This is a genomic window from Streptomyces sp. DSM 116795 (assembly GCF_055792905.1).
In genome coordinates this window covers 3,276,376-3,292,117 of sequence record NZ_CM147707.1, presented here as the reverse complement: position 1 = coordinate 3,292,117, position 15,742 = coordinate 3,276,376, and the positions used below count along the sequence as shown (strand labels likewise).

Annotated in this window: 15 protein-coding genes; 9 read left to right on the top strand and 6 right to left on the bottom strand. The window is 68.0% G+C overall.

Annotation, left to right across the window (positions count from 1 at the left end; genetic code table 11):
• Positions 1–534: 534 nt before the first annotated feature.
• The 4 genes from ACSMXX_RS14135 to ACSMXX_RS14120 form a co-directional block, all read right to left on the bottom strand.
• Positions 535–2,790: a tetratricopeptide repeat protein gene (locus tag ACSMXX_RS14135; protein WP_473184375.1), complete on the bottom strand. Its 2,256-nt coding sequence runs from the start codon at positions 2,788–2,790 to the stop codon at positions 535–537.
• A 4-nt stretch (positions 2,791–2,794) separates the two neighbouring features.
• Positions 2,795–3,172, bottom strand: coding sequence for a hypothetical protein (locus ACSMXX_RS14130; RefSeq protein WP_473184374.1), 378 nt, complete (start codon positions 3,170–3,172; stop codon positions 2,795–2,797).
• A gap of 258 nt (positions 3,173–3,430) precedes the next feature.
• On the bottom strand, positions 3,431–3,895 hold the full coding sequence (locus tag ACSMXX_RS14125) for an SRPBCC family protein (RefSeq protein WP_473184373.1): 465 nt from the start codon (positions 3,893–3,895) through the stop codon (positions 3,431–3,433).
• A gap of 281 nt (positions 3,896–4,176) precedes the next feature.
• The gene (locus ACSMXX_RS14120) at positions 4,177–5,001 is read right to left on the bottom strand and encodes a helix-turn-helix domain-containing protein (protein WP_473184372.1); all 825 of its coding nucleotides are present in this window, start codon (positions 4,999–5,001) and stop codon (positions 4,177–4,179) included.
• A 94-nt stretch (positions 5,002–5,095) separates the two neighbouring features.
• Here ACSMXX_RS14120 and ACSMXX_RS14115 point away from each other — a divergent pair, with 94 nt between their 5' ends.
• The gene (locus ACSMXX_RS14115; protein ID WP_473184371.1) at positions 5,096–5,848 is read left to right on the top strand and encodes a phytanoyl-CoA dioxygenase family protein; all 753 of its coding nucleotides are present in this window, start codon (positions 5,096–5,098) and stop codon (positions 5,846–5,848) included.
• 60 nt (positions 5,849–5,908) lie between these two features.
• Here ACSMXX_RS14115 and ACSMXX_RS14110 read toward each other — a convergent pair whose 3' ends face one another.
• Entirely contained in the window at positions 5,909–6,568 is a 660-nt protein-coding gene (locus ACSMXX_RS14110; protein ID WP_473184370.1) for a GOLPH3/VPS74 family protein, read from the bottom strand.
• Positions 6,569–6,837: 269 nt separating this feature from the next.
• On the opposite strand from ACSMXX_RS14110, the gene ACSMXX_RS14105 reads away from it, so the two are divergent.
• The 8 genes from ACSMXX_RS14105 (at position 6,838) to ACSMXX_RS14070 (ending at position 14,344) form a co-directional block, all read left to right on the top strand.
• A complete protein-coding gene (locus ACSMXX_RS14105) occupies positions 6,838–7,029 on the top strand; it encodes a hypothetical protein (RefSeq protein WP_473184369.1) in 192 nt (63 codons plus the stop codon).
• Positions 7,030–7,083: 54 nt separating this feature from the next.
• On the top strand, positions 7,084–7,296 hold the full coding sequence (locus ACSMXX_RS14100; RefSeq protein WP_473184368.1) for a hypothetical protein: 213 nt from the start codon (positions 7,084–7,086) through the stop codon (positions 7,294–7,296).
• A gap of 103 nt (positions 7,297–7,399) precedes the next feature.
• Complete coding sequence (locus ACSMXX_RS14095; protein ID WP_473184367.1) at positions 7,400–8,272, top strand: hypothetical protein; 873 nt, start codon at positions 7,400–7,402, stop codon at positions 8,270–8,272.
• The gene (locus ACSMXX_RS14090) at positions 8,269–9,324 is read left to right on the top strand and encodes an alpha/beta hydrolase (protein WP_473184366.1); all 1,056 of its coding nucleotides are present in this window, start codon (positions 8,269–8,271) and stop codon (positions 9,322–9,324) included. The genes ACSMXX_RS14095 and ACSMXX_RS14090 overlap by 4 nt, the downstream gene beginning before the upstream one ends.
• Positions 9,324–9,944: a hypothetical protein gene (locus ACSMXX_RS14085; RefSeq protein WP_473184365.1), complete on the top strand. Its 621-nt coding sequence runs from the start codon at positions 9,324–9,326 to the stop codon at positions 9,942–9,944. Before ACSMXX_RS14090 ends, ACSMXX_RS14085 begins: the two co-directional genes overlap by 1 nt.
• On the top strand, positions 9,941–10,711 hold the full coding sequence (locus tag ACSMXX_RS14080) for a class I SAM-dependent methyltransferase (RefSeq protein WP_473184364.1): 771 nt from the start codon (positions 9,941–9,943) through the stop codon (positions 10,709–10,711). The genes ACSMXX_RS14085 and ACSMXX_RS14080 overlap by 4 nt, the downstream gene beginning before the upstream one ends.
• A 106-nt stretch (positions 10,712–10,817) precedes the next feature.
• Positions 10,818–12,869 carry an ABC transporter ATP-binding protein gene (locus ACSMXX_RS14075; RefSeq protein WP_473184363.1) on the top strand — a complete coding sequence of 684 codons (2,052 nt, stop codon included), beginning with the start codon at positions 10,818–10,820 and terminating at the stop codon, positions 12,867–12,869.
• Positions 12,866–14,344: a phytoene desaturase family protein gene (locus ACSMXX_RS14070; RefSeq protein WP_473184362.1), complete on the top strand. Its 1,479-nt coding sequence runs from the start codon at positions 12,866–12,868 to the stop codon at positions 14,342–14,344. Before ACSMXX_RS14075 ends, ACSMXX_RS14070 begins: the two co-directional genes overlap by 4 nt.
• Before the next feature lie 7 nt (positions 14,345–14,351).
• On the opposite strand, the gene ACSMXX_RS14065 is transcribed toward ACSMXX_RS14070, so the two are convergent.
• Positions 14,352–15,326 carry a helix-turn-helix transcriptional regulator gene (locus ACSMXX_RS14065; protein WP_473184361.1) on the bottom strand — a complete coding sequence of 325 codons (975 nt, stop codon included), beginning with the start codon at positions 15,324–15,326 and terminating at the stop codon, positions 14,352–14,354.
• Positions 15,327–15,742 lie beyond the last annotated feature (416 nt).

Below are 15,742 nucleotides of genomic sequence, written 5' to 3'. Positions count from 1 at the left end.
GGGAGAATTCAGCATCTAATGGCGCTGGTCGCGGCTCAGCGCCTGGAGTGACGCAGGGGATCCCGGTGATCATCTCGGGGTGGGCGCGTGGAGGGGTCGACGCGAAGCGTGGACGGGCCAGCAGTGCAGCCCGTCTCAGACTGCGCGATGCGGAATCCGTCTCCCGAAGGGGACTCAACACGGCAGGTCGCGGGGGAAGTTGGGAATCCGCTGGCCGATGTAGGGAGTTCAGGGCCCTGCTTGTGCGCCGTACTGCGCAGGGAACGACGAAGGCCCCGGCCGGCAGCCCGGTCCGGGCCTGAATTCCTGAACTCGGCCGGTGGAGATCTTGAAGGACTCTCTGCGGTGTGGCTGCGGCCCGGATACCTGCCAGATCCGCGGAACAGTCGACTGCGCCAAGCCAACTTCCCTGGTCATCACGCGCGTTGACGGATGAGCGGCGTTGTCCGGCCGCTTCTCCAGCGTCGCGACATTTCACTCGTAGCAGCGCGCGGACGCCCGCTCGAATCTCCTCGGGCGAGAGTTCATAGCACGTCAGTCGAGTGAGGAGAGCGCGGCGCGGGTGCGTTCGGTTGCCGGATGGGTGTGGCCCAGGGCCTCGATCTGGAGGGGAAGCAGAGATGTCAGAGCCTGGTGTGCGGTGAGGTGGTCGCCGCGCCTGAGAGCCAGCGAGGCCAGTGCGTAGCGCGTCGTGAGGGTGTCCGGGTGGGTGGAGCCCAGCGCCTCGGTCTGGGCCGACAAGACTTCGGTGTGGGCCCGTTCGGCCTCGGCCAGATTGCCGGTGGAGCCCTGCAGCTCGGCGATCGCGAAGCGCGTGTAGAGCGTGTTCGGATGAGCGGGGCCGAGCAGGCGCAAACGGGCCTGCAGTACTTCCTGGAACAGGGCGTCGGCCTCGGAGACGCGGCCTCGTGTCACCAGAGTCTCGGCGATCCGGTAGTGCGTGGTCAGGGTGTTGGGGTGGTCCGGGCCCAGGATCTGCAACTGCCGGTCCAACAGGTCGCGGTAGAGCCGCTCGGCTTCGTCGGGGAGACCTAGTTCGCACAGGGTGCGAGCGAGTTCCTGCTGAGTGAAGAAGCCTCCTGGGTGGTCGGGGCCCTGCGTGGCGGTCCAGACCGGCAGCAGCGTCTCGTATCCGGCCCTCGCCTCGGCCAGGCGGCCTTGCTCGGCTGCGCAGCGGGCGAGCTCGTGCCGGGTGAAGAGAGGGTCGGCGTCATCTGAGCCGAGAATGCGGAGCTGATCGGCGAGTACTTCCCGGAAGACCGGTTCGGCTTCGGCATAGCGGCCCCGGAAGCGCAGGGAGACGCCGCGCTCGTACCGCAGTCCGACTACGGAGGGATGGACGGCCGAGAGCTGCGCGACGGCCTCCAACGACCTGACCGCCAGCTGGTCCGAAGACTGATAAAAGCCCCGCCAGACCTGGGCACGTACGAAGAGTCGGCAGGTTTCGGCGAGCACGCTCAGCGCGGCGGGAGTGAGCTCTGGTGCAGCGTGCCGGAGCAGCTCGTCGAGATGGGGCAGCAGGGCGATCCAGGCGGGCCAGTCACGCGGGTTCAACGGATCGAGCGGCCTTATCGCGTTACGCATCAGATCGACGGCGACGGCAGCCGTGGGTTGCTTGGCATCGGTGAGCAGCCGCATCGCTTCGGCCACCAGCGGATGCAGGACCACTCCTTGGCTGTCGGGGCCCGAAGCGTTGCTCATGAGCCCCATCGCCAGCAGCGCTCGCAGCCCGGCAGCCACCCCGTCGGGACCTCGCTCCGCGCACAGGTCCTGCAGTATGTCCAGGTTCAGCAGACTGTCGGGTACCGCAACGGAACCGGCGAACCAGGACACTGCCGCCAGCAGGGACGAGGCGTGCGGCAGATCCCGTGCAGCCAGTTGCTCCAGGGAGATGGCCCAGGTGCTGGTCAGCGAATCGCGCGGGTTCTCCGTGCCGCCGAGCAGGGTGGTGAACCGGCTGTCGAGGGCTGTCCTGTAGGCGGTGAAGGTCCGCTCCCGCGCGAATTCGGAGGCGAGGTAGGAACCAGCCTGGTACAGGGCGAGCGGAAGCCCGCCGAGGCGACGGGACAGCCTGGCGGCCTCCTCGCGCGAACCACAGCGCGGAGCCAGGTCGAGGAGCATCTCGGAGCCGCTGGCTTCGTCGAGCCAGCCGACGGTGTGCACGCGCACCCCTCTGCCCCACGATGCGGCATCGGTGTCCCTGCTGGTCACAAGTACCGTGCCGGCACGGGTCGGGCGCAGCCAGCCGTTGCCGTCCCGTGCTGGTCGCTCCCCTGACCGCAGTGCCAGGACATCGTCCAGGTTGTCCAGCACGAGCATCCAGTCGCTACGTTCCTCGAGCTGGCGCCAGAGCACGTCGGAGGGGTCGCGGCGGCCGGCAAGCGCGGCCTCCACGTCGGAGGTGGACGCACCGAGCTCCTGAGCGAGGAGCAACAGCGACGATGTCAGCGTCGCACTGTCCACGCCCGTGACCCACCAGACCGGATGCCCGAGCCGCATCGCCTCGTCGCACAACTGGAGCGCGATCGTCGACTTGCCCGTGCCCCCGAGGCCGGCGAGTACATGTGTGCGGCCGTCAGGGTCGGTGCGTAATCCGCTGAGTGCCTCGACCAGTTCTGCTCGGCCACGAATCCGCTCCGGGAGACGGCCGAAGGGCGGCGGCATGACACCCCTGAGCGGAGTGCGTTCAACTGACTTGTGAGGCAGATGGATGTGGAGATCGCCGCCCGCGGTGTAGGCGTCGCGACTTGCGGTGATCCGCTGTCCGCGCGGGTTCGGCGAATCCCGCATGCGCCTACCCGGCCCTGCCGCCGCGGTCGATGGTCATGTCGCGGCCTGCGGTGTAGGCGTCGCGCCCTGCCTCGATCCGCTGGTTCACGGCCTGAGCGGGCGCATGGCGACTGGCCCAGTCGGTGAGCTCACTCCCGAACTCGGGATCGCGTTCGGCATACCAGGCGAGTGCGTCGGCGAGCCGGGCAAGGCGGATCGGGTCCTCGGGATCGTCCACCGCATCGGTGAGAGCCGCTGTCGATCTGTTGTCGCCGGTGAATGCGGCAGTGATCCGCGCGCGGATCCGCCCGACGAGGCTGCGGGCACCGTCCTCACTCAATCCCTGAATGGCCCCCGTGGCGGCGATCAGCGCCACAGCCTCGGAGACTCCAGCAACGTCCATGGAAGTCAGCCTAGCCTCGCGCGAAGAGTGCGAAACAGGCCCTGGGCGATTCTCAGCGAGCGTCGTGCGCGGCGGTCACGGCGTTCACATGCGATGCATGCCGAGCACTGTGCCGCGACCGGAGTTGCCTTGCCGGCTTGCTTGCTCTGACCAGACTTCCGGGTGCTACGGGTGACCCGCAGTAGCTCAACTCCCAGCAGGGGGAGGGGAGTCGGCTGGAGGCTGAATCCCCTTCTCGGCTGACTCCTGATCAGGTGCCTACGGACGGCTTCCCTGTTGCAGGTACTGCTTGGCCAGTCGCACTTCCTCGTCCACCTCGGCAGGCGTCCGACGCCGCAGCAGCGGCTCGGCGAGCCACCTCAGCACGGGCCGGAACCGGAAGTTCAGCGTTCGTACCAGTCGTGTCCCGCCTTCGACGGGCGTACAGACAAAGCTGGCGTCGAAATCGGAGGCAAGCCGAGTCAGCCGGTTGGCCGGCGGCGGTGCCAGCACGATGTCTACGCGCTCACCGGGGGTGAGCCGCATCTGCGCCACCGCTGGTGGCGCCGGAAGGCCCGCCAACCTGGGGCGGAAACAGAACTCAGTGAGGCTGCCCTCCCGTCGGGACCACAGAACAGGGCGGATCTTGTGGTCGACCTGTGCGTACCGCTCGACGTCCATCACGAACTCAAGCAACTCATCCGGAGTGCAGGAGATCGTCTCGGTGACCTGGACCGTGAGCATCCCGCCAGGCTAGCCAGCCCAGTACGCGCAGCAAAACCCTTGCTGCACCACCACAGCGATCAACTCGCCGCCGGGGCCGAGAGGCAGCAAGGGCCATGAAGCCAAGTGGTGTACCAAACACGTGAGATGGCACAGGTAGCAGGCCAGCGCCCCCGGACGGTACCGACGGCTCGCTGCCGGGCGCGAGAGGCCGGCCGCGCCCTGCGCGACGAGGGTCTCCCGGTCGCCCGGAAGGGCCGATGCGGATACTCAACGCCGGCTGCATGCCAGTCGACTGGTCATCATGGCGGCAGGGTTGCCCGGCGCAGCGTGGCGATGGTCTGTCCTGTCTCCTCGCGCAGCACCCGGTAGAACTGGGGGTAGCTGCCAAATCCCGCCCGCAGTGCCGCCGTGAGCGCGGGGGTCTGCCGGCCGTGCCCGTAGATCGCAAAGAATCGCTGAAGGCGTTGCTGGTTGCGGTAGCGACTGATCGGCATGCCGACCTGAGCCCTGAACAGCCGGCTCAGGTGTGAAGGACTCAAGTCCACAGCCCTGGCCAGGTGGGGCAGGTCCATCGTGTCCGCCTCGGAGCGCAGGAGTTGGACGGCCTTCTCCACGCCGGGATGTACGACGACGCCTTCCACGGGGCTCCGGCTGTCGAGGAATGCCCGCCAGCTGGTCGCCAGCAGATAGGCGAGGCCCGTGTTGACGACGGCGCTGTCGACTCCCTGAGCTGCTTGGACCTCTTCGAAGAGGGAGCCGAGCCGCTGCGTCTGCGGGTAGTCCAGCCGACGCGAGAACTGACCTGGCGGGTCGTCGTCCAGCAACGAAACGCTCTGCGACGCCTTCGCGATCCGCGCGACGAGGCGGGGACGGAAGACCGCCCACCACAGCACGTGGTCAGCGGACTGGTCGACCAGCACGTGCTCCTGACCCGGGAACAACCACGTCAACGCGCCGGGCGCGAGGTCGTAGCAGCGATCGTTCACCAGGTAGCGGGCGGTGCCCCGCACGACGAGGTTGACCTCCAGCTCCTCGTGACGGTGACGCCGCAGCAGCACTTCGCCCGCACCGTGCCGTACCACCCGACCGTCCAGACCGGGATCGAGAAGCAGGTCTTCGAGCATGGCGCGAAATGATAAGTCACGTGCGGGACGGTGAAAGGACATAGCTGTTCACCACGGGCGATCCTGTGGCGGTCGGTGACGAGAGGAGCACGAGATGACCACCATGAGCCCGCGTATCACGCCTGAGCACCTCCGACGCTTCCGCGATGACGGGTTCTTCGTCCTGGAGAGCGTGCTGACGCCGCCAGAGTTGTCAGCTCTCCGTGAAGAGTGCCGGCGGTTCATCGACGAACGCCACGTGGAGATGGAGCGCCTGGGAGTCGACGTCCTGGACCTCGATCACCGGGGACGTCGCTACTTCGTCCACGCCTACGACGCGAGCCCGGTCGTCCGCGCGTTCCTGAGCGGTGATCTGATGGCCGGCATCGCGAAAGCGGTGCTGGGCGACAGCGTGTACCTGTTCAACGAGCAGTTCGTCGTCAAGGGCGCAGAGCAGGGCATGCGCTTCTCCTGGCACCAGGACTCCGGCTTCATCGACTACCCCCATCCGCCCTACCTGACCTGCTGGATCGCCCTGGACGACGTCACTGAGGCCAACGGAACGGTCTACCTGCTCCCCTATCCCCGCGCCGGGACGCGCGAGGTCGTCGCCCACGTCCACGAAGAGGCGACCAACGACAGGGTCGGCTACTTCGGCGACGACCCTGGCGACCCGGTGATCGTCCCGGAGGGCAGTATCGCCTGCTTCTCCAGCACCGTTCTGCACCGCAGCGGACCCAACACCACGGACCGCATGCGCCGCATCTACCTCGCCCAGTACTCCACAGAACCGATTCTCGACGCCGACCTCGTCCGACCCCGGCACCTGGCCGAACCCGTCGTCCGCAACGGCACGCGCGTGAAGTGACGGCGGTGGCCGGTCTCGGAGACCTGCGACCGAACACGATGGCGAACTGCCGCTGGAGTACTACTGGCTGGTGCCCGCGACGGCGGCGCCCACGGCCGCGGCGCCCACGACGGCGACGAGTTCGTACTGCATTGCCTCCAGGGCCCTGCGTACCGCGGGAGCGGCCCAGTTGTCATGCGCCAGCTTCGCCGTGAGCCGTTCGACCTCCCGGGCCGGGACCCCGGGGAAGGCGCACTCGTACAGACCGGCAGCACTCAGCACAACCGCCAAGCCGACGGTGCGTTCATCCGGTGTCTCGCCCCGTAGCAACACACCGGCCAACCGATCGCGGAGCGCGACCTCCACGGAGCTGTCGAGCGTGGGATAGCGGCGTGTGGTGAACAGCCCCAGCGTCCTGCTCACCTCCTCGCGCACCGTCCCCCTCTCCCGAAGCCGGTCAAGTGCCTTACCCCGAGCGCTCTTACGGAGCTCACGCACCCAACTCTGCGCGGTGGCCGGCTTCTCGCGTGCGGCCAGCACCGCAAGCACGTCGTCCAGTACGGCAGAGCCCACGGGTGTCCGGTCGGCTACGACGACCTTGTGGTCGTCCACGTCGAGCCGCCCTGCCAAAGTCAGTTCAAGGAGGACGGCTCCGGCGGCGGCGCAATCTGTCTGCCACGGCTTCGGAAAGCGCCCCCGAGCGTCAATGGAGAGCAGAACTACCTGCTCATCTAGTGTCATTCGCATACTCACAACACTCCCACACGGCTGGCGGCCTAATGGAGGCCCGATGCTGCCGTGTGCGAGGCAGCAAGATGCCACCAAAATCCCTTCGTTCGGAGATTGACGCATGCCATCGTTTGTGATGCCGGAAGCGAGCAGCCGAGGAATCCAATCGCCATGCTGATGAAGGGATTCCAGATCGCGATTTCCGCGCACTCGGCTTCCGAGTCCGGTGCCACACGAGAAACCACGAAACCACGAAAGACGAGAAAGAAGGAGACACACCCATGCTGCTTGAGAAGGTCAACAACAGTCACCTGCTGGACACCGTACTGAAGGACGCCGCGGACGTGGAGAACCTGTCGCCGGCCGAGCCCGTCCTGTCCACCCCGGCTGCCGTTGCCGGCGGAGCCCTGGTCACCGCGGGTGCGTTCGGAGCCGGCGTCGGGCTCGGGGTCACCCAGGCCCAGGCCGGCTGACAACCGCCACATCAGCGCCCCAAGCAGAATCAAACCGTCGCTCAAGGAGTAAACGTGACTGCAATCTCCACCAAGGTCAACGCAAGCCAGGAACTCAACGGCGTCTCGATCCACGCCGGTGAGAACGAGTGGATCGGCCGGATGTCTCCGGTCCTCGCCACTCCTGCCGCGGTCGGCGCCGGGCTGGCCGGCGCAGCCGCCGTCGCCGGTGCGGCAGCCGGCGGCATCGCGGTCGGAAACGCCGCCGGGCAGGCCGCGGGCGGCTGACCCATGTCGCGCGACGACGCCTCTCGATAACCACCTGCCATCCACGCCGGTGAGAGGCGGCACATGACTCCTATGGCCGGGGAAGGGAAAGGGAAAAGCAAAAATGAACATCTCCTCTGCGGCACGGAGATTGCTCTCCTCCCCGGTCATAGGCCGGGAGCGCGCACTGACCACCGCGGAACAACTCAGTGCGACCGCATATCTCATGAGCAGCCTGGAAATACTGGCAGCCGAACGCGACCGCCAGAAAGGCGGTTTGAACAACTGGGATCTGGCCCGGGACAATTACACATGGGCACCGCCGAAGGTGCGCGAGTCGCTCGACTTCCTCGCCAGGCCGGACGTCACCCGGTGGATCCACGGGGCCCGCGCACTCGCCAGCGCCTCGCTGCTCGTACCGGGCACCAGCCGGCGCCACCGCGCTGCCGCGAACGGCTTCCTCGCCCTCACCTCGGTCGCCACCTACCCGAGGCACCACTACGGCACCGACGGATCGGACCAGCTCTCCTTCCTCGTGCAGTCCGCAGCCATGATCGCCCGACTCGGCCAGCGGCAGCCCGCACTCGTCGACAGCTGCCTGTGGTACGTGGCGCTCCAGGCCACGCTCTCGTACGCCACATCGGGCTATGTGAAGATCGCCAGCCCCGTCTGGCGCTCCGGCGACGCCCTGCCGGGCATCATGCGCACCGAGACCTACGGCGACGGCAAGGTCTACGACCTGATGAAGCGCCATCCCAAGGCATCCCGGAAGCTGGCGCACGCGGTACTCGCCATGGAGTGCGCCTTCCCCGCGGTATTCCTCGCCAAGGGACGGCTCACCCCGGCGATGCTCGCCGGACTCGGCTCGTTCCACGTCGTCAACGCCCGGGTGATGGGTCTGAGCCGTTTCGTGTGGGCCTTCCTGGCGACCTACCCCGCGGTCCTCTACGTCACCCAGAGCCGCGAGTCCACGAAGCCCGGCGGAGGCAGCCGATGACCGCAACCGCGAAGATCACGACGCACCCCGTACGCAACGACGCGCTCCCTCGCATCGCCGGCGGCCTGCTGAGCGCCGTCGTCGCGACCGGGCTGACCGTCCAGCAGCTTCGCCACCGCAGGGTGCTGCGCGGCCAGGGCGACGAGTCGTTCTTCGAGACGTCCACGGGCAACGTGCTCGCCTACCAGCTCACCGAGGCCGAAGGACCGGACTCGTCGCCGGTCCTGGTCTGCGAGACCGGCCTGTGCTCCACCGTGGAGCACTGGATCTGGCTACGCCGCATGCTCGGCTGCGACCACCCGGTTCTGGCGTACAACCGGGCCGGGTACGGACGAAGTGAGTACCGGATGCGGGAGCCCTTCTCCCTTGCCGCGGCCGTCGCCGACCTACGCGACCTGGTCCGTGAGGTCTGCCCCTCCAGGCCGGTGGTACTCGTCGGACACTCGCTCGGCGGCCATCTCACGCTCCGGGCGATCGAGCCGCTGCGCGACCTGGTGACCGGCGTTGTGCTGCTGGACCCCAGCCACCCCGCCGAGCTGCTGCGGTCGCGCATGCAGGCCGACGGCGCCAACGTGTTGACCTCCGCTCTGGCGCTCATGCCGGAGTCCGCCCGGCTCGGTCTGGGCAGCCTGCTCACCTCGCCTCCCTGGCTGCGATGGCTGCCTGAGGATGTGCGGCCGCTGATTCTGGACCAGTTCCGCGACTGGAAGCTGTGGAAGACCACCGTTCGTGAATGGCGCGCGACCCACACCGAGTTCCTCAATCACGACGGCGTGCTGCCGAAGGTCGGTGTACCGCTCCGGCTGGTGGCCGCGGCCACCACGCACGCCAGGGACCCGGTCCACGCCGAGCTGCACCGGGAGCTCGTCGGCACGTCGCCCGATGGCGACCTGTGCCTGATCGAGGACGCCAGGCACGACGAGCTCGTGATGAACGAACAGCTCGCGGCCCAAGTAGCGGAGCTGATCCGGGAGTTCACCGTCGGACTCCGCACGAGCGGGCTCTGCACGAGCGGGCTCCGCCCGACACCCGACGCGCCGGAGGTGCGCTGATGCTGCTGCCCAGGACCAAGAGCGAAGCGATAAGGCTGGCGGTGGAGCTCGGCTTCGCGAGCTGGCTGACGATCACGATACTCAGCCAGCACCCGAACACCGCCTTCGACCGGCTTCGGACAGCCGACAAGGTCGGGCTGCTCATACCCAACTGGCGGTTCTTCGCCCCGACCCCGGCCCAGCACGACTTCCACCTGCTGTACCGGACGCTGGACACCGACGGCGAGCAGTCCGCCTGGCAGTCGGCATCACAGATCAACAAACGGAAATGGGCCCACGCCGTCTGGTTCCCCGGACGCCGTCAGGAGAAGGCCATCTTCGATCTGTGCGGCGAACTGGGCCGGTTGATCGGCCGTAAGGATGTGAAGGTCGCCGACAGTGCGGCGTACCGGCTGCTTCGCGACTTCGTCATCCGGCACCTCGACGAGTCCGACCCGCGACGGGTCTCGCTCACCGGCTTCCAGTTCCTGGTGGTGCTCTACAGCGGACACGACGACTCCGAGGACCCGCAGTACTCCTTCATCTCTCCCTTCATCCGGCTGCCCGAGCCAGACCCCACGGACCACGCCGCCGACGCCGATCACACCGGTCACGCAGACCGATTGGAGCGCGCGGCATGACGAAGAGCGAGGCCGCGCCGCAGGTCGACGATCCCGGCTACGGCCGCAGGTTCGCCGACTTCTACGACAAGCTCTTCCCCAAGAACGCCGGTGCGGAGGGGATTGCCGAGGCTCTCGCCGCCATGGCCGGCGGCGGTCCCGCCCTGGAACTGGGCGTGGGCACCGGGCGGATCGCCATACCGCTCGCCGAACGCATCGGCGCTGTCATCGGCGTCGACTCCTCCCCGGAGATGCTCGATGAACTGCGCCGCGGCGTGGAACGCGCCGGCGCTCCGGTCCAGGCCGTCCACGGTGACCTGCGCACATACGAGGACGAGTGCAGCTATCCCCTCGTCTACCTGGTGTGCGGGACCCTCTCGATGGTGCTCGAACCCGAGCAGCAGCGGCAGGCGGTCGCCAGGGCCGCACACCGCGTCGCACCGGGCGGCCGCCTGGTGATCGAGAACTTCAACACCCCGGGAATCCTCGCCATGAGCCAGGACAACGGGCACTTCACCTCCTTCGCTCCTTACCCCGACCCCAACACCGGGCTGCTCACCTCCTGGTTGGTCGAGAAGGACACGGGTCTGTGGCAGTCGTCCCACGTCTGGTTCGAGGACAACGGCTTCCGCATCGCCTCCGACGTCAACCGGCTCATCCCGCCGGAAGAGGTCGACCGCTACGCCACCGTGTGCGGGCTGGAACTGGTTCACCGCTGGTCGGACTGGCAGGGCACGGCATACGACGAGCGCGGCGCGATGTACATCGCCGTCTACGAGGTGCCCTGACGGGATGGTGAGACGGGCCGGCGAGCCCGGCGCGGAGCCCAGCAGCCACCGAAGCACGACCCACCAACTCCGGGACACGACCCACCAACTCCGGGAGGAGCCCGCAATGACCGCCACGCGGTACACCGATCGTCGGCGGGGCCGCGGACGGCACAGCCGCAAGACCGACCGCACCACCTGGGAGGCGACATGCGGCAAGCCGGAATCAGTCTGGACCGTCTCTCTCCAGCACCGGGCGCTGCTGATCACGGGCATGCTGCTGGGACTTCTCGGTGTGGTCGCCTCGCTCGCCCAGCCCTACGCCATCGGCAAGCTGATCCGGACTGCCCAGCTGGACCAGTCGCTCGCCGGGCCGATCGCTCTGCTCGTCGTACTCTTCTGCGCGGACGCGGCCTTCTCCTCACTCCAGGCCTACGCCATCGGACGAACCGGGGAGAACATCGTCTTCGACGTCCGCCGGATCCTGATCGAACGGCTGCTGCGGGCCAAACTGACGTCGGTCAACAAGCAGCCGCAGGGCGACATCCTCACCCGGACGGTGACCGACACCTCCCTGGTGAAGATCGCGCTTTCGCAGAGCCTGGCGCAGCTCTTCATCAACGGGGCGACGATCATCGGCGGTGTCGCCCTGATGTTCGCCATCGACATCTGGCTCATGCTGATCACGCTGGCCTGTCTGGGAGTGGCCAGCCTGGTTTCCATCGGCCTCGCCCGCAAACTCCGGCAGGTAGCCGTGCAGAACCGCGAGGACACCGGTGCGTTCGGCACCGATGTGCAGCGGGTGCTCTCGGCGCTGCCCACGGTCAAGGCCTCCCGTGCGGAGGACCGGGAGTTGCTGCGGATCTGCCAACAGGCGCACCTCGCACGTACGTCGGGGATCCGGGTCAACGCGTTCAACGCGCTGCTGATGCCGTCCATGAACGTCGGTACCCAGGCGGCGCTGGCCATCGTGGTCGGCGTCGGGATGACCCGCGTGGCCGGCGGAGCGATGTCGATCGCTGACCTGACCGCCTTTGTGATGTACCTCTTCTACCTGGTGTCGCCGCTGGTGCTGTTCTTCATGGCGATCGGCCAGTTCGTACAGGGGCGCGCCGCGGTACAGCGGGTGGACGGGCTGGCCGTACTGCCCCAGGAGGGACAGGAGGAACGGGTCCAGCAGCAGCCCGCGCTCGTCGGGTCGCTGATCCAGGACCGGGGCGCGATCGAGTTCCACGACGTCCGGTTCGGGTACGACGGACAGGGTGCGGAGGCGAACGCGCTGGCGGGCGTGTCCTTCCACGTACCGACGCGCGGGCTGACCGCGATCGTCGGCCCGTCCGGAGCGGGCAAGACGACCCTGTTCCAGCTCATCGAGCGCTTCTACCGGCTGGACGGCGGGAGGATCCTGCTCGGCGGCCAGAACATCGAGGCACTGCCCCTGGACACCGTCCGCGGACTGGTGGGCTACGTACAGCAGGACAGCGCGACGATGCGCGGCACCATCCGGGAGAACCTCACCTACGCCAACCCGGAGGCCGCAGAGGCCGACATCCGCGAGGCCGTGGAGATGGCCGGTCTCTCGGATGTCGTCCAAGGTCTGCCGCAAGGACTCGACACCGATCTGGGCGATCAGGGCAGCGGGCTCTCCGGCGGTCAGCGGCAGCGGCTGTGCATCGCCCGCACGCTGCTGCAGAAGCCCGCGATCACGCTGTTGGACGAGGCCACCTCCCATCTGGACTCCGACTCGGAGCGGGACTTCCGGCATGTGCTCCAGCGGATCTCGCGCCACTGCGCGGTCGTCGCGATCGCGCACCGCATCTCCACGGTGATCGACGCGGACCAGATCGTCGTGCTGGAGAACGGCAGGGTCCGTGCGACCGGAGTCCATGACGATCTGATGGAGCGGGACGACCTCTACCGCCGTCTCGCCGGCTCCCAACTCCACGCCGAGTCAGGGCTCGTGGGCGAGCCGGTCATTCCGCATCTGGAGCAGCAGCACCCGGCCTACGAGGCGTTCGAGCACCCGCCGCAGCAACTCAGGCCGGATGCGGACGCGTTCGAGCACTCGCCGCAGCAACTCAGGCCGGATGCGGACGCGTTCCAGCCGCAGAGCGCCGAGGGCACCTCGGACGTCCAGGCCGGTCAGCAGTTCCCGGAACCGGTGGGCGGCACCGTATGACCTCCGCCGACGTGGCGGTTGTGGGTACTGGGCCCAACGGGTTGGCGGCGGGGGTGACTCTGGCCCGGGCGGGTTTGAAGGTGGAGCTGTACGAGGCGGCCGACACCATCGGCGGCGGACTGCGCACCCAGCCGCTCTTCGAGCAGGACGTGGCCCACGACATCTGCGCCGCCGTCCACCCCATGGCCGCCGCCTCCCGCTTCTTCCGCGAGTTCGACCTCGCCGCCCGCGGCGTGGAACTCCTGCACCCAGAAATCTCCTACGCCCACCCGCTGGAAGGCGGCCGGGCCGGACTCGCCCACCACGACCTGGCCGCCACCTGCAAGGAACTCGGCCCGGACGGCGAACGCTGGCGGACACTGATGCAGCCACTGCTGAACCACAGCCAGGGCGTGGTGGACCTGATCCTCTCCGGCCAGCGCACCCTGCCCCACGACCCGGCCGCCGCACTGGCACTGGCCACCCGGATACCGGTACACGCCAGCCGTCTCGGCGCCGCCCGTTTCGCCACCGAAGAAGCAGCCGCCCTGCTCACCGGCGTCGCCGCACACGCCATGGGCAAACTCCCCAGCCTCGCCTCCGCAGGCGTCACGATGCTGCTGGGCCACCTCGCCCACGGCACCGGCTGGCCACTGCCACGCGGCGGCAGCGCCCGCATCGCCCGGGCCATGGCCGCCGACATCACCGCACACGGCGGCACCTTCCACACCACCTGCCCCATCAACAGCCTGGACCAACTCACCAGCGCCCACACGATACTGCTGGACACCAGCGTCAAAGGACTGCTGACCCTCGCCGAGGACCAACTGCCACCGCGCTACACCCGCCGCCTCAGGCGATACCGCTACGGCCCAGCTGCCGCCAAGGTCGACTTCCTGGTCACCGAACCCATCCCCTGGGCCAACCCCAGCGTCGGCAGAGCCGGAACCGTGCACCTCGGCGGCACCCACACCCAGATGACCCACCAGGAGACCCTGACCGCCCGCGGCATACCCACCCAGGAACCCTTCGTACTGCTGGTCGACCCAGCCGTCACCGACCCCGGCCGCGCACGCCCCGGCAAACGCCCGGTATGGGCCTACGCCCACGTCCCCAACGGCGACCTCAGAGACCCCGCAGAACTCGTGCGCTCCCGCATCGAGCACTACGCCCCCGGCTTCACCGACACCATCCTCGCCCACCGCTCCATCACCGGCGCCGGCTACGAGACCTACAACCCCAACTACGTCGGCGGCGACATCGGCTGCGGCGCCATGACCCTGACCCAGTCCCTCGCCCGCCCCATCGCCGGCATCGACCCCTACCGCACCCCACTACCCGGCCTCTTCCTGTGCTCCGCCGCAACCCCGCCAGGACCCAGCGTCCACGGGATGTCCGGCTACCTGGCCGCACAATCCGCACTACGCACACGCTTCGGCATGACCACCACACCCTCACTGGCGCCCGAGCCGGCTGCGGCGGAGGGCATGGGCTGACCCGGGTTCAGATCCAGCCCCGCTCGCGGGCCAACAGCGCCGCCTGCGCCCTGCTGTCAGCCCCCAGGTGCTTCATCACGGCTGCGAGTTTGCGCCGGAACGTACGCACCGATACGCCGATGCTCCGTGCGGCGGCCTCGTCCTTGTCGCCCGAACACATGGCCATGAGCACCTCCCGCTTGGTCGCGGAGATCAGCGCTTCGTCGGCTGACTCCTCGTCCGTGGCCGGGAGTTCCCCGGCCTGTTCCCAGATCCGCCAGAAGAGGGCGACGATGCTGGAGACCAACCCGCTCTCGTGGGCTATCAACGCTCCGCGTGACGTTTCCGCGGGATCCAGGGGCACCACGGCGACGTTCCGGTCGTAGGCCAGGATGCGTTCCGTGGTCTCGTCGACCACCCGGATCTGTGCTCCTTGGCCCGCCAGTTCGCGCAGATAGGCGGCTGTGGGGGGATGATCGAGCGCAGCGCGCAGCACGATGCTGTGCAGCCGGATTCCCCTGCGCAGACAGCGCAGGTCCAGGCGGCGTGCGTACTCGATGCTCTCCGGTCGCAATTCCTCGTAAGGCTCGACGGAGAGCACTTCCTCCCGCGCGAAGAAGGAGAGGTCGTCTATCCGGTTTCGCATCTCCGCCAGATCCGTGAGCTGCTCGACATCACACGAGGCGGTAGTCCGTGAACTCTGCTCGGGACGCAGCGAATCGGCGATCTGCCGACACCCGGTGACCTGCTGGAGTTCGCTGTGCAACGCTCCCAGTCGCTGGTCCGCCAGCCGCGCGATGGCGATGTCCGGATCGGTAGGGATCAGGCGGCACCCGCCGATGATGCGCAGCATGCCCAGGTCCAGCAACCTGTCGACACAGTCCGGTACTGACTCCTTGTCGAGGTTCACCTCCGCGTGGATCTCCTCAACGGGGGTGTTCGGGTTGCGGAGGAAGTACCGGTAGACCTTCTCTTCGGCCGCGCTCACACCGAGCACTGCCATCGCATTGGTATCCAACCCGCGCCCACGTTGCTCTTGGGCCGGCTGGGGGCGACGACCTGCTCTGATGCGCGACGGACGGCGCGGTGGTGTGGGAGCAGGGACGCTGATAAGCACATCACGCATGGGAGTTGGACTCAGAGCTCCTCATTCAGGGGCCAGGTTCACGTGGACAGGCCACACTGCTCACCGGTGTCGGCTGTACGTGAACTCTCTTGGCAGTTGGCAAGTGACCCCGGCGGTCTTGGTGGAGGGCGCGCTGCTCGCACTGCTCGTGGGCCCGCGCGCCCGTGTGTCGGGTACTGCCCGACGCGACCGGCCGGTCGATATCGAGGTTCACAGAATCTGTGGCGGCGTTTCAGGTGGGCTGTCTTCGGTAGCTGGAGGTCTGCCCCCAGTCCGGTGACGCCGACCGGCTT